This window comes from Nocardia sp. NBC_01499, assembly GCF_045040275.1.
Lineage (GTDB): Bacteria > Actinomycetota > Actinomycetes > Mycobacteriales > Mycobacteriaceae > Nocardia.
The window spans coordinates 2174099-2198457 of the sequence record NZ_CP109426.1; the positions used below are offsets into that span (position 1 = coordinate 2174099).

The following is a 24359-nucleotide window of genomic DNA, read 5'->3' on the forward strand; positions in this document are numbered from 1 at the left end:
CTGCCGCTGCGCTGAGCCGGTGGTGCTGATCTTGGTGACGGTCGCGGAATGCCGTTGGCGCTGGGCGGTTTCCGTACCGGACGGCATGCGGATCGGGTGTTGTCCACATGTCGGAAAGCTATCCACATTCGGGGGAAGAGGGGTTGTCTCGCGCCGCGATCGGACAAGAGTGGACGGCATGCCGATAGTTGCCTTCGCCGCCCTCCTCGCGTGGTGTGTTGTGTTGAGCGTCATCGATTTTCGGCAGCGGCGGCTACCGAATCCGCTGACCGGATGGGGTGCCGTCGCGGTGTTCGGGTATGCCCTGTCCACAACTCAATGCACAGCCGCGTTACTGGGGGCCGCACTGCTCGCGGTGCCGTATCTGCTGGTGCATCTGGTTCTCCCCGATGCCTTCGGCGCCGGAGATGTGAAACTCGCCGTCGGGCTCGGCGCGGCGGCGGCGCTCGGGGGTGGGCAGGCGTGGGTGCTGGCGGCGTTGGCTGCGCCGTTGCTCACCGCGAGCGTCGGAGTTGCTGTGATCGGGCTGCGTCGAATCAGAGCCCCCACCGACTGGCCAGGCCCGCTCCGGCGAATCTCGGTACCGCACGGGCCCGCGATGTGTCTTGCGACGGTATGCGCGCTGGCCAGTGCGAGTGCCGGATGATCGGGCCGCATCGAATCCGGGTGCCCGCCGCCTCGCCTCGCCGAATCTCGATACCGTACGGATCGGCCATGTGCCTGGCGATGGTTATGCGCTTGCCAGTGCGAGTGCTGGATGAACGTGCGTTCGCTATCGCGACGGGCCGGTTGGAGCGGTTGCGGGCGCGCGTGCACGAGGCCGCGTGCCGGAGCAGGCGCGCCGACATGGGAAGATGGAGAGTGTGTTGCGCTGGATAACTGCCGGAGAATCCCACGGTCCCGCTCTCGTCACCATCCTCGAAGGGATGGTGGCCGGTGTCGAGGTCACGTCCGACGAGATCTCCGCGCAGTTGGCGCGCCGCAGGCTAGGGTACGGCCGCGGCGCCAGGATGAAGTTCGAGGCCGACAAGGTGACCGTCGTCGGTGGTGTCCGGCACGGCCGCACCATGGGCGGTCCGGTCGCCATCGAGATCGCCAACTCCGAGTGGCCGAAGTGGACGACGGTCATGTCCGCCGACCCGGTCGACCCGGCCGAGCTCGCCGACCTGTCCCGCAACGCCCCGCTCACCCGGCCGCGGCCCGGGCACGCCGACTACTCCGGCATGCTCAAGTACGGCTTCGACGACGCCCGGAACGTGCTGGAGCGCGCCAGCGCCAGGGAGACGGCGGCACGCGTCGCGGCGGGCACCGTCGCTCGCAACTTCCTTCGGCAGGCGTTCGGCGTCGAGGTGGTCTCGCACGTCGTCTCGATCGGCACCGCCGAGAACACCACGGGCGTGGTGCCGACCGCCGCCGATCTCGCTGCCATCGATGAGAGCCCGGTGCGCGCGTTCGACAAGGACGCCGAGGCCGCGATGATCGCCGAGATCGAGGCCGCCAAGAAGGACGGCGACACCCTCGGCGGCGTCGTCGAGGTGGTCATCGAGGGACTTCCGGTCGGCCTCGGCTCGTTCACCAGCGGCGAGAACCGGCTCGACTCGCGACTCGCGGCCGCGCTCATGGGCATTCAGGCCATCAAGGGTGTCGAGGTCGGCGACGGTTTCGAGACCGCGCGCCGCCGAGGCAGCCAGGCACACGACGAGATGCGCCCCGGCACCGACGGCGTGCTGCGCTCCACCAACCGGGCCGGTGGCCTGGAAGGCGGCATGACCAACGGCGAAGCGCTGCGCGTGCGCGCCGCGATGAAGCCGATCTCGACGGTGCCGCGCGCGCTGGCGACCGTCGACATGACCACCGGCGAGGAAGCCGTCGCCATCCACCAGCGCTCGGACGTCTGTGCCGTGCCCGCCGCGGGCGTGGTCGCCGAATCGATGGTCGCGCTGGTTGTCGCGCAGGCCGCGCTGGAGAAGTTCGGCGGCGACTCGCTCGGCGAGACGCTGGGAAACATCACCGGTTACGTCAAGCGGATCAGCGACCGCCCGCATAACGCGCCCGCTGACGCACCCGCGCCATGATCGTGCAGACCGATCCGCGCGCGCCGCGCGTGGTGCTGGTCGGACCGCCGGGCGCGGGGAAAACGACGATCGGCCGCAAGCTCGCCAAGGAGCTCGGCGTCGAGCTGTACGACACCGACGCCGGCATCGAGCGCGAGACCGGTCGCACCATTCCCGAGATCTTCGCCACCGACGGCGAGCCCGAGTTCCGCAAGATCGAGGAGCGGGTGGTGCGCCGCGCCATCCTCGCCGAGCGCGGCGTCGTCTCGCTCGGCGGCGGTGCTGTGCTGTCCCAGGACACCCGTGCGCTGTTGCGTAACCGCACCGTCGTCTACCTGGAAATCAGTGTCGGCGAAGGACTTCGCCGCACCGGCGCGAGCACCAACCGGCCGCTGCTCAACGGCGCCGATCCCGCCGCCAAGTATCGCGAGCTGATGCGCAAGCGCCGCCCGCTCTACCGCGAGGTCGCGTCGGTCCGGGTGCGCACCGACGGTCGTAGTCCCGGCCGGGTCGTCAAGATGGTGCTTGCCAAACTCGGCGTCGAACCGACCGTTCCGGACACCGCAACGGATCTCGACAGCCCGGATCTGCCGGAGATCACTCCGGCGACCACGGCCGAGAACGGCGGAACTCCGCAGGGCAGCAGCCGATCTCGGGCCCGGCGTCGGGCGCGAGCGCGTGCCGCCGCACGCCGGGCAGCGGCCGCGCGGGAATCGGCGGAAGCATCAGGCGAGTCGGTTCCTACCGGGAAATCCGCCGCGACCGCGGGTGGTCGAAGCTGGCGCGCGCGTCGCGCCGAAGCGGCGGCACCGACCGGCGAGACCTCGGCGTCGGACTCCACTCCGAGCGGAGAGCCTGCGGCCGAAGGAACTACAGCTGCGAAGTCCAGTGATGGAAAGCCCGCTGATGGTTCGCACTCGACCGGCCGAAGCTGGCGCGGCCGTCGCGCGGCTTCGCACGGCGAGACCGACGCGACTGAGAAATCAGACGGTACGGAAGAACCCAGCCAGAATTCGCGATCCAGCGGGCGGGCCAGGCGTGCTCGTGCCCGGCGCGCTCGCGTGCGTGCGCGTAAAACCCAGGAAGCACAAACAGAATCGGAGAAGTCGTGACAGAGCCGAATCGTCTCGAAGTTCGTACCGCCGATCCGTATCCGGTGATCATCGGTCGCGGGTTGCTCGGTGAGCTTGTCGAGGCGGTCAACGGCGCGACGAGCGGCGTGCGCTCGGTCGCGATCTTCCACCAGCCGCCGCTCGCCGAGACCGCAGAGGCGGTGCGGAAAGCGTTGGCCGACAGCGGCCTCGACGCACACCGCATCGAGATCCCGGATGCCGAGGCAGGCAAGGAACTCGCCGTCGCGGGCTTCTGCTGGGAGGTGCTCGGCCGAATCGGCCTGACCCGCAACGATGTCGTGGTGAGCCTCGGTGGCGGCGCCGCCACCGACCTGGCCGGTTTCGTGGCCGCCACCTGGATGCGCGGCGTGCAGATCGTGCACGTGCCGACCACGCTGCTTGCCATGGTCGACGCGGCCGTCGGCGGCAAGACCGGCATCAACACCGAGGCGGGCAAGAACCTGGTCGGCTGCTTCCATGAGCCCGCCGCTGTGCTCGTCGACCTGGCGACGCTGGAAACGGTGCCGCGCAACGAGATCGTGGCTGGCATGGCCGAGATCATCAAGGCCGGTTTCATCGCCGACCCGGTGATTCTCGACCTGGTGGAACGTGACCCGCAGGCCGCTCTCGACCCGACCGGCGAGGTGCTGCCCGAGCTGATCCGCCGCGCGATCCAGGTGAAGGCCGATGTCGTCGCCGCCGATCTCAAGGAGGCCAGCCTCCGCGAGATCCTCAACTACGGCCACACCCTCGGCCACGCGATCGAGCGCCGCGAACGCTACCGCTGGCGCCACGGCGCCGCCGTCTCCGTCGGCCTCGTCTTCGCCGCCGAACTCGGCCGCCTCGCCGGCCGTCTCGACGACGCCACCGCCGACCGGCACCGCGCCGTCCTGGAAAGCGTCGGCCTGCCAACCACTTACGACGCCGACGCCCTCCCCCAACTGCTCGACACAATGCAGACCGACAAGAAAACCCGCTCGGGCGTCCTGCGCTTCGTCGTCCTCGACGGCCTGGCCAAACCAGGCCGCCTAGAGGGCCCCGACCCCACCCTCCTCGCCGCCGCCTACTCCGCTATCCTCCGCGAAGGCACCCCGAGCACCGGCATTCTGCTGTAACCACGCACCGATTCGCGTGCGGCGCATGGATTCGCTGACGATTCCGTACGCAGCCCGATTCGCGCGCGGCACGCAACCGGCGCGCGGCATGCCAACCGGTGCGTAGCTTGTCAGTCCGTGCGCAGCACTGCGGGCCCCCGGGCCACGCACGAATACTCCGGCCGTGTACGGCTTCAGTGACGAATTCGTGCGCCACACACTGATTCCGCGCTACAGAACAATCGGTACGCGGCACGCCAATCGGTACGCGGCCAGTCACGTTGCGCGCAGCCCGGCGGGGCTACCTACCGCGCACGAACTCTCTGGACGCGCACGACTTTGCTGACGACTTAGTGCGCGGCGGGCGGCTCCGTGGGCGGGCGGGCTTGCGTCAGGCGGGTGATTTGGGCGCGGCCGAGTTGGCCGTCAGGCAGGCGATTCGGGCGCGGCCGAGCTGGCGTCAGGCGGGGGTGGACTGTTTGTTGTGGACGCGGTCGGCGAGGAGGCGGCCGACGCCGACGCCGATGAGGGCGGGGATGAAGATGAGCAGGACGATGAACGCGGCGCCTGCGGTGAGTTCGAAGAGGATGCCGTTGTCGCCGAGGTCGAACTTGGGCAGCCAGTCGATGATCCAGGCGACGAGCCCGCTACCGAGGCCGCCCGCCGCCGCGGCCTTCAGCCACAGCAGGGTCAGGTCAGTGCCGCGCTCCGGGTCTGGCTGGTCCGACCGGTCCTTGCGTCCGTCGAGCACGCCCCAGTACAGCACGGCCACCACGAGCACGACCAGGCAGAACACCCGCATCCAGACCCCGTGGGTCGGCCAGTTCACCATCGCGAACCCGAGCGCTGCACGCAACACGACGACCAGCGCACCGAGCACAACGGCCCGCAACACCCAAGCATTCATGCGCACCACCATAACCCTGCGCCGCGCCGATCCAAACTAGAACCGGTATCAGTTTCTGGCCGGACGTCGCAGCACACCTGCCATCGAGAGGATCGAGGGCGACGGTCTGTCGAACGCCCTGATTCGTTTCGTTCTACACGCCAGGAGCGTCCCCAGGCCGACAACGACAGCGCCACCAGACTGAGCCACGGCCGACGCGGCAACCGACTCGACCGATCACTAGAAATCAGCGCTCAGGCGCGAGAACCAATTCGGCCGACCACCAGAAGTCAGCTCAGGCCGACCACGAGACCGGACTCAGGCCGAACCCTACGGCCGCCGCCATCTTCCGCACGCGGGGCCGGACGATCGGCGAACAGTTCACCCGGCCCGTACGCCGGATCGAGCAGTACCCGCGAAGCACTGCCCCGGCGCACCCAGTTCACGCCGCTGCCTCGGCCCACCGAGAGCCAGCTGAGCCCGAATCCTCCAGCGCTGCCGAAGCTCAGGCCAACGCGAGAAACGACCCGGCCGGGCCACCACAGCCACCACCAGCGGTGAGCTAAGGCGACACAAGAACCCACTCCGCCCGACCATACGAGTCAACTCGAGTCGGGCGCCCGCAGTGAGCCAAGGCGACGCGAGGATCGACTTGACCGATCTCCCCAGCCGACTCGAGCAGACTACGCGGCCGGACTCAGGCCGAAGTCTCCAGCGCCGCTGCCATTTCCGCGCGTGGAGCCGGATGACCGGTGAACAGCTCGACCTGCCCGTAGGCCTGATTCAGCAGCATCTGCAACCCGCTGACCACCGTGTGCCCGGCCCGCGCCACCGCTTCGGCCAGTGGCGTGGGCCAGGGATTGTAGATCGCGTCGAGCACGACGGGGGCCGTGGCGACCGCGTCCGCGACCACCGCTGCGGCCTCGGCCGGAATCGTGCTGACCACGGCGCCGGCTCGTTCGCAGAGTCCGGCGAGGGCGGCGGGGTCGAAGCTGGTTACCGCCGCGTTCATGCCGAGGCGTTCCGCGAGATCCAGTGCGCTGCTTGCCCGTCCGGCATCGCGGGCGATCACGGTGACCGTCTTCGCGCCGAGTTCGGACAGCGCGAGCAGCGCGGGGCGCGCAGTCCCACCGGCACCGAGCACGACCGCTTCGGTCACGTCGGTGACGCCGCCGCCGCGCAGCGCGCCGAGCACGCCGTCCACGTCGGTGCAGTCGGCCAGCCAGCCCGCGTCAGTGCGGACAAGGGTGTTGGCCGAGCCGACGAGTACCGCCCGCTCGGTGCGCTCGGTGGCGTGCGCGAGCGCGGCCTCCTTGCCCGGCATGGTCACCGAGAGCCCGACCCATTCCGGCCCGAGCCCGTCGACCAACCCGGGCAGTTGCTCGGCCGTGCATTCGATGCGCTCGTAACTCCAGTCGAGTCCGAGCGCGCGATACGCGGCCAGGTGTAGCTGAGGCGAGCGCGAGTGCGCGATCGGCTTGCCAAGCACTGCGGCCTTACGACCAGGCACTACGACCTCACGACCCGACACTGCTGCCTCACGACCCGACGCCAAACCCTCACGACCCGACACCACCGCCCCACGAGCCAACGCCGAACCCTCACGGCCCGACGCCGAACCCTCGCGACTATCGCCCACCGGTGTCCTTGGGACTATCCAGAATCCCGCTGCGCTGTGCACGCGCGATCAGGCGCAGATGCTCCTGATAGTCGTCGGTGAACAGCGTGGTCCCCTGCTTGTCGACGGTGACGAAGTACAACCACGGCCCGATTTCCGGATTCTCCATGGCCCGCAACGCATTCAGCGACGGCGCGGCGATCGGTGTCTTGGGCAGGCCACGCATCGCATAGGTGTTCCAGGGGGTCTCCTGGGCACGATCGGCGTCGGTGGTCGCCACCTCGGTGCGGTCGAGCGCGTAGTTCACCGTCGAGTCGAACTGCAGCATCTGATCGACCTTCAGCCGGTTCACGATCACCCGGGCCACCTTGCCCATGTCCTCGGCTTTCGCCTCGCGTTCCACCAGCGAGGCCGCGACCAGCGTCTGATACGGCGTCAGCTTGGTGTCGCCGCCGGACTGCACCAGTCCGGTCGACTCATAACTCTTCGCGCTCGCGGTGATCAATTGCTTCAGGATCTGCTCCGGCGGGGCGCTCGGATCGAAATCCCATGTGCCCGCAGCGATCAGGCCTTCCAACTGCCGCGACCGGTCCGGGCAGTCCTTGACGCCCTGCGCCGCCCACGCCGGCACCCCGAGCGCGGCCAGGTCCAGGCTCGCGCCTGCGGCATCGAGCTGCTCGTAGGTCACGCACTTCTGGTTGGGTCCGGTGCCGATGCAGCTTGCCTCCGCGATCTTGCGGTAGAGGCCGTCGTATCGCCCGCCGGTGCTCATGTCGTGTTGGTCGTGCAGCAGCCGTCCCTCGGAGACGACCAGGTTGCCGACCCGCGATTCCTTACCGACCAGCGCGGTAACCGCCTGCGCGGCGGGGATGTGGCTCGGCAGCGCGTAGAAGCCAGGCTGCACCGAGTTCATATTCGAATTCCGCACTGCCGCTTGGAAGAACGCGCCCGTGCTCGCGACGACGCCACGGTCCTTCATCGAGGCCGCGATCTGCTGCGAGGCGTCACCGTCGTGCACCTGCACCACCACGAGCGGTCCTGGCGGTCCGGCGGCGTAATCCTCGGGACTGCCGAGCGAGCTGACCAGCTTCATACCGGCGAACACCGCGGCACCCGCGAACAGCAGCACGAAGACACCGGCGACCAGCCACAGCGTGCGACGGCGACGCTTACGCTCTTTGGCTTTGCGCGACGCGGCCCTTGACCGCCTGCTGCGCTGCGGGCTCTTCGACCGCCGCCGCTCTTCGGGTTCCTCGTCGCGTTCGGCGGCTTCCCTGGCTTCCCTGGCTTCCCTGCGGCCGACACGCGAGCGCGGTGGTTCCCGACGCTCGCGGGGGCGGGGGGCCGGTGCGGGGGGCGGCAGGTCGTCCATCTCGTCGGTGTAGCGCGGGATGATCGTGGTGTCGTCGTCGTAGTCGTCCCAGTCGTCCTGCTCCCGGCCGACCACCCGGTTGTTCGTTTTGCCGCGCGCGTCTCTGCTGTTCTGCCCACCCCAGGCTCGGTCGTCACGCCGGTAACGCCGATCAGCTTCGCGCTGTCGGTATCGTTCCTCGGCCCGCGCCCATCGATCCGTCATGCGTCGTCCTCGGACGACGCATGACGCACCGCTTCAACCGACCTCAACACCGCACTCCGTTCGTCCAACCATCCTTGCAGGATCGAGACGGCCGCCGCCTGATCGATCACTTGCCGCTGGCCACGCGCGCGAACTCCGCTGTCCCGCAATGCACGTGCAGCTGACACCGTAGTCAAACGTTCGTCGGAAAGTCGTATAGGTACCGGCGACACGGCGCTCCGCAACTGCTCGGCGAATGCGGTGGCAATGGTAGCGGCAGTGCCCTTCTCCCCGCGCAATGTTCGCGGCAGTCCGACGATTACCTCGACTGCCTCGTACTCCCGCACAATTTCAGCAATCCTGGCGATATCGGGCGCGGGCCCGGCCGAGCGCTTGTTCGGCTTCGCGCGCGGCACGGTCTCCACCGGCGTCGCGAGGACGCCGTCGGGATCGCTTGACGCGACACCGATTCGGACACTGCCGACATCAACGGCAATTCGCCTGCCGCGACCGGGATCGGTGGCGGGGTCGGGTCGGTCGGCACCGTTCAGCGGTGAGATCTCGAGGTTGGCAGGTTCACGCGTCGCCCGACCGCGATCGGAGTCAGCGTTGGATCGGTCGGCACCACGCGGCACCGACCTCTCGCAGTCAGCAAGTTCACGCGTCCCCCGACCGGGATCGGTGTCGGGGCGGTCGGCACCGTGCGGCTCCGGTCTCTTGAGGTCGGCAAGTTCACGCGTCGCCCGACCGGGATCGGTGTCGGGGCGGTCGGCACCGTGCGGCTCCGGTCTCTTGAGGTCGGCGGGTTCACGCGTTGCCCGACCGGGATCAGTATCGGGATGGGACCGGTCGGCGCCTTGCGACGCCGACCTCTCGGGACTATCGGGGTCAGCCATCACCCGGCCAGTTCGGCCACCCGAGCGCGGACGGCGGCAAGACCGGTCGGAATACCCGACGGATCCGAACCGGCGCCCTGCGCCATCTCCGGCTTGCCGCCACCGCGTCCCGCGATGCTCGGCCCGAAGGCGGCGACCAGATCTCCGGCCTTGAAGCCGAGTTCCTGAGCACCCTTGTTCACGGTCACCACGAACGGCACCTTGCCGTCGGCATTGCCGAGCAGCACAACCACGGCGGGTTGCGTGCCGAACCGGCCGCGAATATCGGTGGCCAACGTCCGCAGATCCCCCGCCGGAACACCCTCCGGCGCGGCGACGGCGACCAGCAGCACGCCAGCGATCCGCTCGGCCTCCTCGACGAACTTGCCCGCCGAGGACAGCACCGCGGCCATCTTGGTCCGCTCGAGTTCCTTCTCGGCCACCTTGAGCCGCTCGACCAGCTGCTCGACCCGCGCGGGCACCTCGTCCGACGGCACCTTCAGCGAGGACGCCACACCGGCAAGCAGCGCGCGCTCCTTGGCCAGGTACTGGTAGGAGTCGAGGCCGACGAAGGCCTCGACACGCCGGATACCGGACCCGACCGACGACTCGCCGAGCACGGTGATCGGGCCGATCTGCGAGGAATGCTGCACGTGCGTACCACCGCACAGCTCCATCGAGAACGGGCCGCCGATCTCGACCACGCGAACCTCGTCGCCGTAGTTCTCGCCGAACAGCGCCATCGCGCCCATTTCCTTGGCCTTGGCCAGGTCGGTGACGAAGGTGTTCACCGGGAAGTCGGCGCTGACCGCGTCGTTGGACACGGCCTCGATCTCGGACTTCTGCTGCTCGGAGAGCTGGCCCTGCCAGTTGAAGTCGAACCGCAGGTAGCCCGGCTTGTTCAGCGAACCGGCCTGCACCGCGTTCGGGCCAAGGATCTGACGCAGCGCGGCATGCACCATGTGCGTGCCGGAGTGACCCTGGGTGGCACCGCGGCGCCACGCCGGATCCGCTTGCGCGAGAACGACATCGCCCTCGGTGACCTGACCCTGCTCGACGGTGGACTTGTGCACCCACAGCTTCTTGGCGATCTTCTGCACATCGTTGACGCGCAACTTCAGCCCGCTGGCCGTGATCGAACCGCGGTCGGCGATCTGACCACCGGACTCGGCGTAGAGCGGGCTGCGATCCAGGATCACCTCGACGTCCTGACCGACCGTGGCGACCGGAACCCGCACGCCGTCGGCGATCAGCGCGAGCACGTGCGCCTCGGAGGTCAGCTCGTCGAAGCCGGTGAACTCGGTGGCGCCGCGGTCGACCAGTTCCTTGTAGACGGTCAGGTCGGCGTGCGCGTGCTTGCGGGCCTGCGCGTCGTCCTTGGCCCGCTTGCGCTGCTCGGCCATCAACGACCGGAAGCCGTCCTCGTCCACCGAGAGGCCCGCCTCGGCGGCCATTTCCAGGGTGAGGTCGATCGGGAAGCCGTAGGTGTCGTGCAGGGTGAAGGCGTCGGTGCCCGCAATCGTGTTGCTGCCCTTGGCCTTTACCGCGGCGGCCGTGTTGTCGAACAGGGTGGATCCGGTGTTCAGCGTCTTGAGGAACGCCGTCTCCTCGCCGACCGCGACGGTCTCGATGCGGCGGAAATCGGTGGCGAGCTCCGGGTAGGACGGCGACATCAGGTCGCTGACAACCTTCATGAACTCGCCCATCACCGGCTTCTCGGCGCCGAGCAGGCGGGCCGAGCGCACGATGCGACGCAGCAGGCGGCGCAGCACGTAGCCGCGGCCGTCGTTGCCGGGGTTGACGCCGTCGGCGATCAACATGGCGCCGGTGCGCGCGTGGTCGGCGATCACCCGGAACCGCACGTCGTCCTCGTGCGTGACGCCGTAGGACCGGCCGGTCAGCTCCTCGGCCTTGTCGATGATCGGGCGGAGCAGGTCGGTCTCGTAGACGTTGTCGACGCCCTGCAGCAGGAACGCGACGCGCTCGACGCCCATGCCGGTGTCGATGTTCTTCTTCGGCAGCGGGCCGAGGATCTCGAAGTCGTCCTTGCTGGTGCCCGCGCCGCGCTCGTTCTGCATGAACACGAGGTTCCAGATTTCGATGTAGCGGTCCTCGTCGGCCTCCGGGCCGCCCTCGATGCCGTATTCGGGGCCGCGGTCGTAGTAGATCTCCGAGCACGGGCCGCACGGGCCTGGGATGCCCATCGACCAGTAGTTGTCGGCCATGCCGCGCCGCTGGATCCGCTCGGCCGGGACACCCATCTCGAGCCAGATCCGCTCGGCCTCATCGTCATCGAGGTAGACGGTGGCCCAGAGGCGTTGCGGATCGAAGCCGTAGCCGCCGTCCTCGACGCTGTTGGTCAGCAGCGACCAGGCGAAGGTGATCGCCTCGCGCTTGAAGTAGTCGCCGAAGCTGAAGTTGCCCGCCATCTGGAAGAAGGTGTTGTGCCGGGTGGTGATGCCGACGTTCTCGATGTCACCGGTGCGCACGCACTTCTGCACGCTGGTCGCGGTCGCGTACGGCGGGGTCTGCTGACCGAGGAAGAACGGCACGAACTGGACCATTCCTGCGTTGACGAACAGCAGGTTCGGGTCGGCCAGGATCAACGAGGCACTCGGTACCTCGGTATGCCCGGCACGGACGAAATGGTCCAGGAAGCGCCGTCGAATCTCGTGGGTCTGCACAGATATCCAGCCTACCGGTGCGGTGCACGTGCTTTTTCATCGACTCGGGGTGGTGTTGACCACCGGGCTATCTCGCGGCGACCCGGTCGATTGTCCAGCCGCGAACCCCGAGCGTAGTCCGCCCGCGGACTGCGCGCAGTCGGAACCAATACCGTGATACGCCGTACTTCCGCATGTGATCCGGCGCCGCTTGTCCACTCACAGCCAACCTCGCGTTCATGGTCGTCACTAGCCCGACACGGCCCGAACGAATGACAAGGCCAGACCTTCCGCCGATCCTCCGGCGCAGCTGGTCCACTCACAGCCGACCTCACGTTCGTGGTCGTCACCAGCCCGACACGGCCCGAACGAATGGCAAGGCCAGACCAACTATCAGCAGATGATTCGGCGCTTGTCGACCCGCAGGCCGCGCACGGCCGGGACGAATACCGGATAGCCCTACTTTCGTATGTAATCCAGCGCCGCTTGTCGACGCGCGGGCCGACCTCGCCTTCGGGATCGTCATCAACCAGCATGACCGGAACGAATGGCGAAGCCAGACCTTCCACCGACGATCCGGCGCAGCTTGTCCACCCGCAGGCCAACCTCGCATTCGTGGTCATCAGCCCGAGCATGGCCGGATCGAATGGCGAGGCCAGACCTACCTGCTGCGGATGATCCGGCGCAGCTTGTCGACCCGTGGGCCGACCTCGCGTTCGTTGCCATGGTCGGTGGCCTGGTAGTAGTCGACGCCGACCAACTCGTCCGGCGGGTACTGCTGGGCGAGCACGCCGTCTTTGTTGTCGTGGGGGTACTTGTAGCCCTGCGCGTTGCCGAGTTTGGCCGCGCCCGCGTAGTGCCCGTCGCGCAGGTGCGGCGGCACCGCGCCCGCCTTGCCCGCCGCGACGTCGGCCATGGCGGCACCGATCGCGGCGATCACGGCACCCGACTTCGGCGCGCTGGCCAGGTGAATTGTGGCCTGCGCCAAGGCGAGACGCGCTTCCGGCAGACCGACCAACTGGACGACCTGCGCGGCCGCGGTGGCGGTTTGCAGTGCGGTGGGATCGGCCATGCCGACATCCTCGCTCGCGTGGATCATCAAGCGGCGCGCGATGAAGCGCGGGTCCTCCCCCGCGGTGAGCATGCGCGCCAGGTAGTGCAGCGCGGCGTCGACATCGGAGCCGCGGATGGACTTGATGAAGGCGCTGATCACGTCGTAGTGCTGGTCACCGGCCCGGTCGTAGCGGACGGCGGCCTTGTCGACGCTGGCCTCGACGAGTTCGACGCCGACCTTGCCGTCCAGGGAGGATTCGGCCGACGCTTCCAGCGCAGTGAGTGCGCGGCGGGCATCGCCGCCCGCGATGCGCACGATGTGGTCGAGTGCTTCGTCGGACACGGTGAACTGATCGTCCAGCCCGCGCTGGTCGTGGATCGCCCGCTGCAGCACCTGACGAATATCGTCCTCGGTGAGCGATTGCAGTTGCAGCACCAGCGAACGCGACAGCAGCGGCGACACCACGGAAAACGACGGATTCTCGGTGGTCGCGCCGACGAGCAGCACAATCCGGTTCTCCACCGCCGCAAGCAACGCGTCCTGCTGCGTCTTGGAGAACCGATGAACCTCATCGATGAACAGCACCGTCTGCTCACCAGCCGACAGCCTGCGCCGCGCCACATCGATGACCGCACGCACTTCCTTCACCCCCGCCGACAACGCCGACAGCGCCTCGAACCGACGCCCGGTGGAATGCGAAATCAGCGACGCCAGCGTGGTCTTCCCCGTACCCGGCGGCCCATACAACAGCACCGACGCCGCCCCCGACCCCTCGACCAGCCGCCGCAACGGCGACCCCGGCCCGAGCAAATGCTGCTGCCCAACCACCTCATCCAACGACGCAGGCCGCATCCGCACAGCAAGCGGCGCCCCGGAATCCCGGCGCACCACATTGTCAATGCTGTGCTCTGCGGGCACACCGTCCCCCGGCACGTCGAACAAGCCATCGGTCACACCGCGCAACGTTACCGACGCCCACCGACAACCCCGAACACCCCATACCCAGCAATCCACCACCCCCACCCCATCCCCCGCCCGCACCCCCCAATGCCAAGCCGATCTACAGGTCGACCACACAGCCGAATCGCCCACCAGACCACCACTACCGCCCGTCGAACACCCGACAGGGAGAGTGCCATCGCCGACAGGGACATGGTGGCGGAGACACGCCGTATAGGCCGCCACCATGTCCCGCTCGACGATCCAACCCGTGCAATCCGGCGGTCCGGCCGCCGCCTGGGCGGGCGGGCGGGCGGGCGAGCCAATTGACGTGTCGACCACAGGCGAACTCCGGCCAGTCCGCCGACGCCCGTTCGACAACCCGGACAGAGCAGCGCTGTCGTCGCCAGGGACATGGTGGCGGAGACACGCCGTATAGGCCGCCACCATGTCCCGTTCGACGATCCGACCCCGTGGGCGGCGAGCCGATTTGCTTGTCGACCACGCATCGGATGGGATCTGTACCCGTGGCTGAAAACGTGGTCGTTTCAGATTCTTCGTTCGAACCCTTCGCACGGCGCACGCTGCTGAAAGGTGGGGCGGTCGCCACTGCGACGGCGCTGCTGACTGCCGCCCCCGGGCATGCGGCGGGTGTGGTGTTCCGGCACGGTGTCGCTTCCGGCGATCCGTTGCCGAACGGTGTGATCCTCTGGACCCGCGTCACCGTTTCCGACGATGCGACGCCCGGTTCGGGTGTCGGCGAATCGGCAAGCGTGCGTTGGGAAATCGCCGATGACGAGTCGTTCGGCAACCTCGCCGCGTCCGGAAACGTCACGGCCACAGCGTCTTCCGACCACACCGTGAAGGTCGATGTGTCCGGGCTTGCGCCGGGCCGCGTCTACTTCTACCGGTTCACCGCACTCGGCGAGATGTCAGCGATCGGCCGCACCCGGACCGCACCCGCGATCTCCGACTCACCGGAGCGCCTGCGCTTCGGGATCGTGTCCTGCGCGAACTGGGAGGCCGGATACTTCGGCGCCTACCGCCACCTGGCCGCGCGCACCGATCTCGACGCCATCGTGCACCTCGGCGATTACATCTACGAGTACGGCCGCGGCAAGTACGGCGGCCGCAACGGCAGCGTGCGCCCGCACGATCCGGCGAACGAAACGGTCACCCTGTCCGACTATCGAATTCGCCACGCGCAGTACAAGACCGACCCCGATCTGCTCGACCTGCACGCCCGCCAGCCGTTCATCTGCACCTGGGACGACCACGAATCCGCCGACAACTCCTGGTCCGGCGGCGCCAACAACCACGATCCCGCGACCGAGGGCAACTGGCAGGACCGCAGGGCCGCGTCCGCGCAGGCGTACCTGGAGTGGATGCCGGTGCGCGCGCAGGGATCCGGTGCGGACGTGCAGATCTACCGCAGGCTCCGTTTCGGCACGCTGGCCGAACTGTCCATGCTCGACCTGCGCAGCTACCGCGATCAAGAAGCGAAGCCAGGCGCGGGCTGGCGCGAGGCGGACAATCCGGCGCGCACCATCACCGGCAAAGCCCAAATGGACTGGCTCACCGCAGGATTGGCGTCCGCACCGGTGCGCTGGAAGCTGGTCGGCAACTCGGTGATGATCGCACCGCTGGTCTTCCCGCCGCTCGAACCGGCCACCACCGCCGCGATCACCAGCGCCCTCGGCGTGCCGCAGTCCGGGCTCACCGTCAACGGCGACCAGTGGGACGGCTACACCGCGGACCGGCAGCGATTGTTCCGTGCGATCACCGAACAGCAGGTCTCCGACGTGGTGTTCCTGACCGGCGATATCCATTCGTCGTGGGCCGCCGACCTGCCCGTCGACGCCGCGAACTATCCGGCGGGCGTCACCGCGGGCGCCGAGTTCGTCGTTCCGTCGATCACCTCGACCAGCATCGGCGACATGCTGAAGGTGAACTCGGCACCGATCGCTGACACGATCAAGGGCATCAACCGACACCTGCGCTACGTCGAACTGGATTCACACGGCTACGGGGTGCTCGAGGTCACCCCGAAGCAGAGTCAGATGGACTGGTTCTATCTCATCGACGTGGCCGACCCCAATTCCGGTGTACAACATGCCAATTCACTCGCTGTCCGATCGGGCGGTCGCCTAGAGCCACGCTCAGCACCCGTGAGCTGACACGGCATTCGACCGGGTAACCAACTCGAGCCACTCGGCACCTCTGAGCTGACACGACATTCGGCCAGCGGGCGCCTTCCAGCTGCACTCAGCACCCGCGATCCGACACAGCAGATCGGGCGGGCGCCTCGACACACGCTCGGCACCCGTGAGCTGACGCGACATTTCGGCGAGTAGCCGCCTCGCGCCACACTCGGCACCTCTGAGCTGACACGACATTCAGTCCGGCGGGCACCTCGAACCACGATCAGCAGCCACGAACCAACCGGGCTTTCGAGGGGCGGGCGCCTCGACTCACGCTCAGTACCCGTGACCCGACACGGCATTCGACTGCGCCCGAGCCACACCCAGGACCATGAGCCGACACGGCATTCGATCGGACAGGTACCGCACACAGCCCGTCGCCGGGCCGCCAGGTCGGATCGTCGAACGGGACATGATGGCGGGCCCGCTCGGCGTGTCACCGCCACCATGTCCCTGTCGACGACAGCGCTGCTCTGTCCGGGTTGTCGGACCAGTAGCGGCGGACCGGCCGGAGTTTCGTCTGTGGGTCGACACGTAATTGGCTCGCCGCCCCACCCGGCCCGCCCAGGCGGCGACCGGATCGCCGGATTGCGCGGGTTGGATCGTCGGACGGGACATGGTGGCGAGCCGGCTCGGTGTATCACCGCCACCATGTCCCGTTCGGCGACAGCGCTGCCCTGCGCCGAACGGGACATGGCCGCGGCATTCGGCCAAGTCGCCGGTTTGGTTGACGTCTAGATCGGCTCGCCGTCCACCCGGGTCGCCCAGGCGGCGACCGGATCGCCGGATTGCACGGGTTGGATCGTCGAACGGGACATGGTGGCGGCCTATACGGCGTGTCTCCGCCACCATGTCCCTATCGACGACAGCGCTGCGCTGGCCGGGCTGTCGAACGGGACATGGTGGCGGGGCCGAGTCGTCTGTGCCGGTTGATACGCAAATCGGTTCGCCGTCGAGCCACGCTCGGCACCGGCGAACTGACGGAGTGTTCGCTACGACCCGCCGCCGCAGCCGCCGCCTCCGCAACCACCGCCACCTCCGCAGCCGCCGCCGTGGCCACCACCGCAGCCACCACCGTGACCGTGACCTCCGTGACCGTGGGCCCCGTCGCCGCCGTTGTAGCCGAGGCCGATGCTGCCAACGGCCCAGCCACTGCCACTGCCGCCGGAACCTTTCCTTCGGTGCCGCTGGCTTCGTGGGCTGCTGAGCTGCGAGCTGAGCAGCCCACCGGACTGGCGAGCGCGGGTCAACGAGTCGACGTCCGCGGCCCGACGAAGTTTCCGTTGACGGACGACCAGCACCGCCAGCACGGCGACGACGACACCCGCGATGATTATCAACAGCACAGCGTTCACAGTGACCACCCCTCTCAAACCCCGTGGTCTAGAACACCCCAGAATACTGCGACCACCGCACTACCACCGGCCCCCGATTACATGGGCACCCGGCCAGAACAGTCACACACCGACTCACCGCACGGACACGCGCACAGATGTCAAAAGGCGTGCGGCTCAGCAATTGAGCTACCGCGGTAACTGATAACCCGGGTAGCTGGGCTTAATTCGACTGCCCGCGGTCGGATTTGCATTATCCATTCACCGCCAACGCGTTGGCAGATAAAAACTTTCAGTGATGCGAATTCCGGCAGTCCGCGAATTCTATTCGGACCAGCGCTCTTCCAGCATCGCCGAGACGTCTTCGGCGAAGTCGCCGATGATGTCGTCGCCGGTGCAGCGCGCGTCTTCGGCCAGCGCGGCCCAACGATTGATCAACGCCTCCGACCGAGGCACGGACAGCCCGTGCTCGCGTGCGGCCGCGATGCGCGCGTGGTCCGCGGGCAGGAACCAGTAGGTGGACAACCACACCCAGATCAGCCGGGCCTCGAGGATGCGCTCGGACATCAGCTCGTCGTCGGCCAGCGCGGGCCACACCCCGACCACCTCGGAACGCCACGCCTCGACCATCTGCCTGGCACGTTCCCTGGACAGTTCGAAGTCGCACAGGCAGCCGGGGAACGACACCAGCGTGTAGGCGATATCGAGGGTGGCGTCACGGAACCCGCCCCACTCGTAGTCGAGGAAGCGCGCGCCCTCCTCGTTGAGAATGACGTTGTCGGGGCACAGATCCGACGGACTGAACGCGCGGAATCGCCCGGCAGAGAACAGCCGGTTACCACGCACGATCCGTTCGGCGATCTCGCCGGGCACCTCGATGCCGAGTTCGCGCTGCAGCAGACCTGGCACCTCGGCGATCGCGGATTCAGCCTGCTGGGCAATGCCATCCACCCGATGCACCACGTCGACGCGACGCAACAGTGCGACGAAATCGGCCTCGCGACCGACGGTTGCCGCGTGCATCCGGCCGAGTGCCTGCGCGAACGCCATCAGCCCGTTCCTGGTCGCTGGCTCGGCGCCGGACTGCAACATCTGGGTGAGCAGCGAGTTCTCGCCGAGGTCGCTGAGGATCAGCAACCGCTCCGGCAGGCTGTGTGCGATCAGGTACGCACCGGGCCGCTGTTCGCGGCTCAACGCGGTGGTGAACTGATACGACACCGCTTCACGCAGGAACGCGGAGTCGATGCTGGCGACTCCGGGCGCGAGACCGCCCGTGGTGCGGTCATGCGAGTGTCCGCGAACTTGTTTCACGATCAGGGTTCGCGGTAATGAGAAGGCGTTTTCCGCTACACGCACACGGAGAACCGTCGTTCTACCACTACCGCTGAGTTCGATCGGATCGCTCAGCTTTACCGGAGCACCCATTCGCTTTGTGAGCAACTGTTGCGCTGCGGACACGACTTCGGCGGCGCGTTCGGCCAATAGTGCGGTCATCGCCCTTCAAGTTACTCGCATCAGGTCACTTCTAGCGAGCGGATACACAACCTTTCCGCGTCGTTCGGCGTGTCTCCCTCGAGGTTACGGGACGAGCGCGCGTTGCTTGACACGATTGCACCCGTCAGGTTTTCTCATCGTCAACTGCTCTGCGCCACACCGCAAACCAGTTGAGTGGAAAGGTCTATGGCATGACCGGCACACCGCCTCCCCCGCCCCACGAATCAGCTGGCGACGCTCCCGACCCCGGAGACGACGAACGCTATGCCGCGCGGCCAGGCCAGCACGAGAGTCACACCCCGCAGTCCCCGGAGACGGGGGCCGGACAAGGCCGCCACGAGATGGCAGGGTCGGCCGGGTATCCGCAGTTCGAGGGGCCGGGCGCGGCGCAGTACGGTAATGAACCCGTCGAGCCACCGCCGCCGGTGGCATCGCCACAGCAAACGGGTCAGCCTGGTCAGCAGGGTTATCCGGCGCAGCCCGGTTATCAGACGCAGTCTGGTCAGCAAGCGCAGCCTGGTCAGCAGGGGCAGCCTGGTTACCCAGCGCAGCCCGGTCAGCAAGCGCAGCCCGGTCAACAAGCGCAGCCCGGTCAACAAGCGCAGCCCGGTTACCCGGCACAGCCTGGTCAACAGGGGCAGCCCGGTTACCCAGCACAACCCGGCCAACAGGCACAGCCCGGTTACCCAGCACAACCCGGCCAACAGGCACAGCCTGGTTACCCGACGCAGCCCGGTCAGCAAGCGCAGCCCGGTTACTCAGCCCAGCCCGGTCAACAAGCACAGCCCGATTACTCAGCCCAGCCTGGCCAACAAGCCCAGCCCGGTTACCCAGCACAACCCGGTTACGGTCCGCCGGGAACCGGTCCCGGCATGACACCCGGCGGTATGTCCCCGGGTGCGATGCCACCGGGATCGATGCCGCCACAAGGGAACATGCCGTACGGTTCGCCCCCACCCCAAGGCATGCAGTCGGGCATGATGCCGCCGCAGGGCGCGGAACCTGGGCAACCGACCTACGGTTACCAGCAGGCTGCTGCCACCACCCCCGGCACCCTCGATGTCGGTCAGGCGCTCAGTTACGGCTGGGAGAAGTTCCGCTCGAACCCGGGCCCGTGGATGGGGGTGATCGCGGCCGGGCTGGTCATCTACCTCGCGTTCGTGCTCGTCGTGCAGCTCACCGATCCGACGACGATGTTCCCGCTGCTGCTGATCTTCCTCGCGGTGCTGGCTGCCGTGTGGTTGCTGCAGGCCGCCATGGTGCGCGGCGCGCTGTACGAAACCGATGGCAGCAAACCCCATTTCGGGTCGTACTTCCGTTTCGTGAACGCGGGCAACGTGTTGATCACCGCCCTGCTCGCATTCGTCCTGTCCTTCATCGGGGCGGCGATCTGCATCCTGCCCGGCCTGGTCGTCGGCGTGCTGTGCATGTTCTCGCTGCACTTCGTCATCGATCAGAACGAGGGCCCCTTCGAGGCTCTCAAGTCCAGCGCCACCTTGGTGATCACCAACATCTGGCCGGTATTGCTACTCGCCCTCGCCGTGCTGTTCGTGACATTCGTCGGCGCGCTGCTGTGCGGCCTCGGCCTACTGGTCGCCGGACCGGTCGCGGTCATCGCCGTCACCTACGCCTACCGCACCCTCACCGGAGGCGTCGTCTCCCCGATCTGAACCCACCAGAGGTAAGCCGCGCACCCTTTCACGAAGCCGCACACCGGTATAGGGGTGTGCGGCTTACGGAAAGAGTGCGCGCCCGACACCTCACCACGCGGAAAGCGCGGGATCGGGCCCGAGCACGATCACCTCTGCCGCGCAGCAACGGATCGCTTCGTGCGCAGTCCTGCCCGGACGCGGGCGGACGATCGGTGCAGCCCGAAAGAAACCGTACGGGTTCGCAATTAGCCGCCCTTGTCACCTGCGCACGAACCGTTCAAGCTCGCAATTCAGCCCACTTGTCCGGCTACGCGCGAACCGCTCAAACTCACCATTCCCCGGGCTTGCCCACCTCCGCATCGGCCTTGCCGCCCGTCAACGCGAGGCCGGGCTCACACACGATTACCCCTGCCGGGCAGCAACAACCAGCTCATGGTCGGTGCTGCCCGGCAGCGGGCCGACGAACCGGTGCTGCCCGAAAGTGACCGTTCGAGCGCACTATTCAGCGCCCACCGTCACGTGAACCGTTCAGGCTCGCCATCGCCGCCCTTGTCTACGCGCGCGAACCGCTCGAGCTCGCTATTCGGCGGGCTTGTCCGCCTTGTCACCCTTCGGCGCGGGCTTCGCGTCCAGCCCGGCTTCCTTGCGCTGCTGCTCCGTGATCGGCGCGGGCGCGTCGGTCAGCGGGTCGACGCCGCCGCCGGTCTTCGGGAACGCGATCACCTCACGGATCGAGTCGAGCCCGGCGAGCAGGGCGACGATCCGGTCCCAGCCGAACGCGATGCCGCCGTGCGGCGGCGCGCCGAACGCGAAGGCGTCCAACAGGAATCCGAACTTCTCCTGCGCCTCCTCCAGGCTGATGCCCATCACCTTGAAGACGCGTTCCTGCACATCCCGGCGGTGGATACGGATGCTGCCGCCGCCGATCTCGTTGCCGTTGCAGACGATGTCGTAGGCGTAGGCGAGCGCGGAACCCGGGTCGGTGTCGAAGGTGTCGACGGACTCCGGCTTCGGCGAGGTGAACGCGTGGTGCACCGCGGTCCACGCCGAATGACCAAGCGCCACATCGCCACTCGCGGTCGCCTCGGCGGCGGGCTCGAACATCGGCGCGTCGACGATCCACACGAACGCCCACGCGTTCTCATCGATCAGCCCGACCTTGCGGGCGATCTCGGCGCGCGCGGCACCGAGCAGCCCACGCTGCGCCTTCGCCGGACCGGCCGCGAAGAACACACAGTCGCCGGGCACCGCGCCGACATGCTTGGCAAGACCGTCGCGCTCGGCGTCGCTCAGGTTCTTGGCGACCGGGCCGCCGAGCGTGCCGTCCTCGTTGATCAGCACGTACGCCAGTCCCTTGGCACCACGCTGCTTGGCCCACTCCTGCCAGGCGTCGAGCTGCCGCCGCGGCTGGCTCGCACCGCCCGGCATGACAACCGCGCCAACGTAATCAGCCTGGAACACCCGGAACGGGGTGTCCTTGAAGTACTCGGCGCACTCGGTGATCTCGATGCCGAAACGCAGGTCCGGCTTGTCGGAACCGAAGCGCCGCATGGCTTCCGCGTAGGTCATGTGCGGAATCGGGGTCGGGATGTCGTAGCCGATCAGCTTCCACAGCCCGGCAAGGATCTGCTCGGCGAGCAAGATCACATCGTCCTGGCGAACGAAGCTCATCTCGATGTCGAGCTGAGTGAACTCGGGCTGTCGGTCGGCGCGGAAGTCCTCGTCGCGGTAGCAGCGCGCGATCTGGTAGTAGCGCTCGATGCCGCCGACCATGAGCAGCTGCTTGAACAGCTGCGGGCTCTGCGGCAGCGCGTAGAAGCTGCCGGGCTGCAGGCGCGCCGGCACCAGGAAGTCGCGGGCGCCCTCCGGGGTCGATCGGGTCAGCGTCGGCGTCTCCACCTCGACGAACTCGTGGTTCGCCAGCACCGCGCGGGCCGCGGCGTTCGCCTTGGACCGCAGCCGGATCGCGTGCGCCGGACCTTCACGACGCAGGTCGAGGTAGCGGTACTTCAGCCGCGCCTCTTCGCCGGGCTGCTCGTCCAGCTGGAACGGCAGCGGCGCGCTCTCGTTGAGCACCTCGAGCTCGGTGACGTTCACCTCGATGGTGCCGGTCGGCAGATCCGGGTTCTCGTTGCCGTCCGGTCGCAGCTCGACCACGCCGGTGACCCGCACGCAGTACTCGGCCCGCAGCCGGTGCGCCTGCTCGGCCGGTTCGCCCTCGCGGAACACGGCCTGCGACACTCCCGACGCGTCACGCAGATCGATGAAGATCACGCCACCGTGGTCACGCCGCCTGGCCACCCATCCGGTGAGGGTCACGGTCTGACCGGCATGCTCGCTTCGCAGCGAACCAGCCAAGTGGGTGCGCAGCACAAGGTTCCTTTCGACGACTCCGGCACCGGCACGATATGACCAGGTGCGGTCCCATCGTAGTGAGACACGTCCGCCGAGTGGAAACCGATGTCGCCACACCCGTGCGAAGCTGTATCGGCCGGGTATGTCCGGGGCGTGGCGACGACGAGAAAGCGACGACGATGACGTTCAACGAGGGCATGCAAATCGATCCCAATCGGGCGTCCTCCGGCGGGCCTGGCATGGGCGGCAAGATCGCACTCGGCGGTGGCGCGGGCGGCCTGATCGTGCTGGTGCTCACACTGCTGCTCGGCGGTGATCCCGGTTCGGTCCTCGGCCAGTTCACCGGTAACGAGGACCAGCAGCAAACCCAGCCAGGCGCCGGCACCCCGGCACATTGTAAGACCAGTGCGGACGCGAACAAGTACGTCGACTGCCGGGTGATCCTCACCGCACAGAGCCTGGACGCGGTGTGGTCCGATCAGCTGCCGAAGCAGACGCGCACGCAGTATGTGCAACCGAACCTGCACCTGTTCTCCGGCGCGACGGCCACCGGCTGCGGCAACGCGACCAGCGACGTCGGCCCGTTCTACTGCCCGCCCGACCGCACCGCCTACTTCGACGTCAGCTTCTTCCAAGAACTGGTGGATCGCTTCGGTTCCAGCGGCGGCCCGCTGGCCCAGGAGTACGTGGTCGCGCACGAGTTCGGCCACCACATCCAGAACCAGCTCGGCGATATCGGCCGCGCGCAAAAGGATCCGCAGGGCGCGAATTCGGGCGCGGTACGCACCGAACTGCAGGCGGACTGCTACGCGGGCATCTGGGCATACTTCGCGGACAAGACGCCGACACCGGGCGGTGGCCAGCCGCTGCTGAAGCCGTTGTCCGACAACGACATCAACGACGCGCTGTCGGCGGCGTCCTCAGTCGGCGACGACCGGATCCAGCGCGCCGCGCAAGGCCGAGTGAACCCGGAGAAGTTCACCCACGGGAATTCCGAACAGCGGCGCAACTGGTTCCTCACCGGCTACCGAACCGGACAGGTGAAAGCCTGTGACACGTATTCGGCTCGGGACCTGACGAATCCGCCCGCGCTGCACTGACGAAGCCCTCACCCGGATCGCGAACGTGCCGCAGGAAGCCAGCGGGCGGTCGCTGGCGAGTGCGATCCACACGCCCCTAGGCCGAGGCAATGGCGCATGTGGGCATGGTGCCGTCGCTGGCACTGCCCGTCGGCACCGCCCGTCAGCATCACTGCCCGTCGGCACTGCACGTCGGCACTCCGCGTCGGCACCGCCCGTCAGCACTCCGCGTCGGCACTGCTCGTCGGTATCGCCCGTCAGCACTGCACGTCAGCACTGCACGTCAGCACTGCACGTCAGCATCGCCCGTCGGCACTCCGCGTCAGCCCTGCACGTCGGCACTCCGCGTCAGCACTGCACGTCAGCACTGCCCGTCGGCACTCCGCGTCAGCCC

Annotated in this window: 16 protein-coding genes and 1 pseudogene; 7 read left to right on the forward strand and 10 right to left on the reverse strand. The window is 67.8% G+C overall.

Annotated features, from left to right (window positions below; translation table 11 throughout):
- The first annotated feature begins 178 nt into the window (after positions 1-178).
- The 4 genes and pseudogenes from OG203_RS09895 to aroB all read left to right on the forward strand — a co-directional run bounded on the left by OG203_RS09895 (position 179) and on the right by aroB (position 4281).
- A complete protein-coding gene (locus OG203_RS09895; protein WP_405165379.1) occupies positions 179-646 on the forward strand; it encodes a prepilin peptidase in 468 nt (155 codons plus the stop codon).
- A 217-nt stretch (positions 647-863) separates the two neighbouring features.
- The gene (aroC, locus tag OG203_RS09900; RefSeq protein WP_405167814.1) at positions 864-2075 is read left to right on the forward strand and encodes a chorismate synthase; all 1212 of its coding nucleotides are present in this window, start codon (positions 864-866) and stop codon (positions 2073-2075) included.
- A pseudogene (locus OG203_RS09905) lies at positions 2072-2590 on the forward strand (shikimate kinase); the annotation flags it as partial. The gene aroC and the pseudogene OG203_RS09905, both read left to right, overlap by 4 nt.
- A 572-nt stretch (positions 2591-3162) precedes the next feature.
- On the forward strand, positions 3163-4281 hold the full coding sequence (gene aroB, locus OG203_RS09910) for a 3-dehydroquinate synthase (RefSeq protein WP_405165380.1): 1119 nt from the start codon (positions 3163-3165) through the stop codon (positions 4279-4281).
- Positions 4282-4720: 439 nt separating this feature from the next.
- Here the strand turns inward: aroB and OG203_RS09915 are convergent, their stop codons facing one another.
- From OG203_RS09915 to OG203_RS09940, 6 genes are all read right to left on the reverse strand, one after another.
- A complete protein-coding gene (locus tag OG203_RS09915) occupies positions 4721-5167 on the reverse strand; it encodes a B-4DMT family transporter (RefSeq protein WP_405165381.1) in 447 nt (148 codons plus the stop codon).
- A 676-nt stretch (positions 5168-5843) separates the two neighbouring features.
- Positions 5844-6677 (reverse strand): shikimate dehydrogenase, encoded by an 834-nt coding sequence (locus OG203_RS09920; protein WP_405167815.1) that lies wholly within the window; start codon positions 6675-6677, stop codon positions 5844-5846.
- A 97-nt stretch (positions 6678-6774) separates the two neighbouring features.
- Positions 6775-8340, reverse strand: coding sequence for an endolytic transglycosylase MltG (mltG, locus tag OG203_RS09925; protein WP_405165382.1), 1566 nt, complete (start codon positions 8338-8340; stop codon positions 6775-6777).
- Positions 8337-8879: a Holliday junction resolvase RuvX gene (gene ruvX / locus OG203_RS09930; protein ID WP_405167816.1), complete on the reverse strand. Its 543-nt coding sequence runs from the start codon at positions 8877-8879 to the stop codon at positions 8337-8339. Before ruvX ends, mltG begins: the two co-directional genes overlap by 4 nt.
- A 335-nt stretch (positions 8880-9214) precedes the next feature.
- On the reverse strand, positions 9215-11878 hold the full coding sequence (gene alaS, locus OG203_RS09935) for an alanine--tRNA ligase (RefSeq protein WP_405165383.1): 2664 nt from the start codon (positions 11876-11878) through the stop codon (positions 9215-9217).
- A 640-nt stretch (positions 11879-12518) separates the two neighbouring features.
- Positions 12519-13865, reverse strand: coding sequence for a replication-associated recombination protein A (locus tag OG203_RS09940; protein ID WP_405165384.1), 1347 nt, complete (start codon positions 13863-13865; stop codon positions 12519-12521).
- A 497-nt stretch (positions 13866-14362) separates the two neighbouring features.
- Between OG203_RS09940 and OG203_RS09945 the strand changes: the two genes are divergently transcribed.
- Positions 14363-16027: an alkaline phosphatase D family protein gene (locus OG203_RS09945; protein ID WP_405165385.1), complete on the forward strand. Its 1665-nt coding sequence runs from the start codon at positions 14363-14365 to the stop codon at positions 16025-16027.
- Positions 16028-17043: 1016 nt separating this feature from the next.
- On the opposite strand, the gene OG203_RS09950 is transcribed toward OG203_RS09945, so the two are convergent.
- From OG203_RS09950 to OG203_RS09960, 3 genes are all read right to left on the reverse strand, one after another.
- Positions 17044-17406 (reverse strand): hypothetical protein, encoded by a 363-nt coding sequence (locus OG203_RS09950; protein WP_405165386.1) that lies wholly within the window; start codon positions 17404-17406, stop codon positions 17044-17046.
- Positions 17407-17709: 303 nt separating this feature from the next.
- Entirely contained in the window at positions 17710-18879 is a 1170-nt protein-coding gene (locus OG203_RS09955; RefSeq protein WP_405165387.1) for a phosphotransferase family protein, read from the reverse strand.
- Positions 18880-19103: 224 nt separating this feature from the next.
- Positions 19104-19622, reverse strand: a complete 519-nt coding sequence (locus OG203_RS09960; RefSeq protein WP_405165388.1) for a hypothetical protein — start codon at positions 19620-19622, stop codon at positions 19104-19106.
- 192 nt (positions 19623-19814) lie between these two features.
- Between OG203_RS09960 and OG203_RS09965 the strand changes: the two genes are divergently transcribed.
- Entirely contained in the window at positions 19815-20549 is a 735-nt protein-coding gene (locus OG203_RS09965) for a hypothetical protein (protein ID WP_405165389.1), read from the forward strand.
- 561 nt (positions 20550-21110) lie between these two features.
- On the opposite strand, the gene aspS is transcribed toward OG203_RS09965, so the two are convergent.
- Complete coding sequence (gene aspS / locus OG203_RS09970; RefSeq protein ID WP_405165390.1) at positions 21111-22904, reverse strand: aspartate--tRNA ligase; 1794 nt, start codon at positions 22902-22904, stop codon at positions 21111-21113.
- A gap of 161 nt (positions 22905-23065) precedes the next feature.
- Here aspS and OG203_RS09975 point away from each other — a divergent pair, with 161 nt between their 5' ends.
- Entirely contained in the window at positions 23066-23986 is a 921-nt protein-coding gene (locus OG203_RS09975; RefSeq protein WP_405165391.1) for a neutral zinc metallopeptidase, read from the forward strand.
- Positions 23987-24359 lie beyond the last annotated feature (373 nt).

Excerpts from the sequence above, each read along its gene's own strand:
- mltG (WP_405165382.1), bottom strand. The coding sequence starts at position 8,340 with ATGACGGATCGATGGGCGCGGGCCGAGGAACGATACCGACAGCGCGAA.
- OG203_RS09975 (WP_405165391.1), top strand. The coding sequence starts at position 23,066 with ATGACGTTCAACGAGGGCATGCAAATCGATCCCAATCGGGCGTCCTCC.
- OG203_RS09915 (WP_405165381.1), bottom strand. The coding sequence starts at position 5,167 with ATGAATGCTTGGGTGTTGCGGGCCGTTGTGCTCGGTGCGCTGGTCGTC.
- OG203_RS09955 (WP_405165387.1), bottom strand. The coding sequence starts at position 18,879 with ATGACCGCACTATTGGCCGAACGCGCCGCCGAAGTCGTGTCCGCAGCG.
- OG203_RS09965 (WP_405165389.1), top strand. The coding sequence starts at position 19,815 with ATGCCGTACGGTTCGCCCCCACCCCAAGGCATGCAGTCGGGCATGATG.
- OG203_RS09895 (WP_405165379.1), top strand. The coding sequence starts at position 179 with ATGCCGATAGTTGCCTTCGCCGCCCTCCTCGCGTGGTGTGTTGTGTTG.
- OG203_RS09945 (WP_405165385.1), top strand. The coding sequence starts at position 14,363 with ATGGGATCTGTACCCGTGGCTGAAAACGTGGTCGTTTCAGATTCTTCG.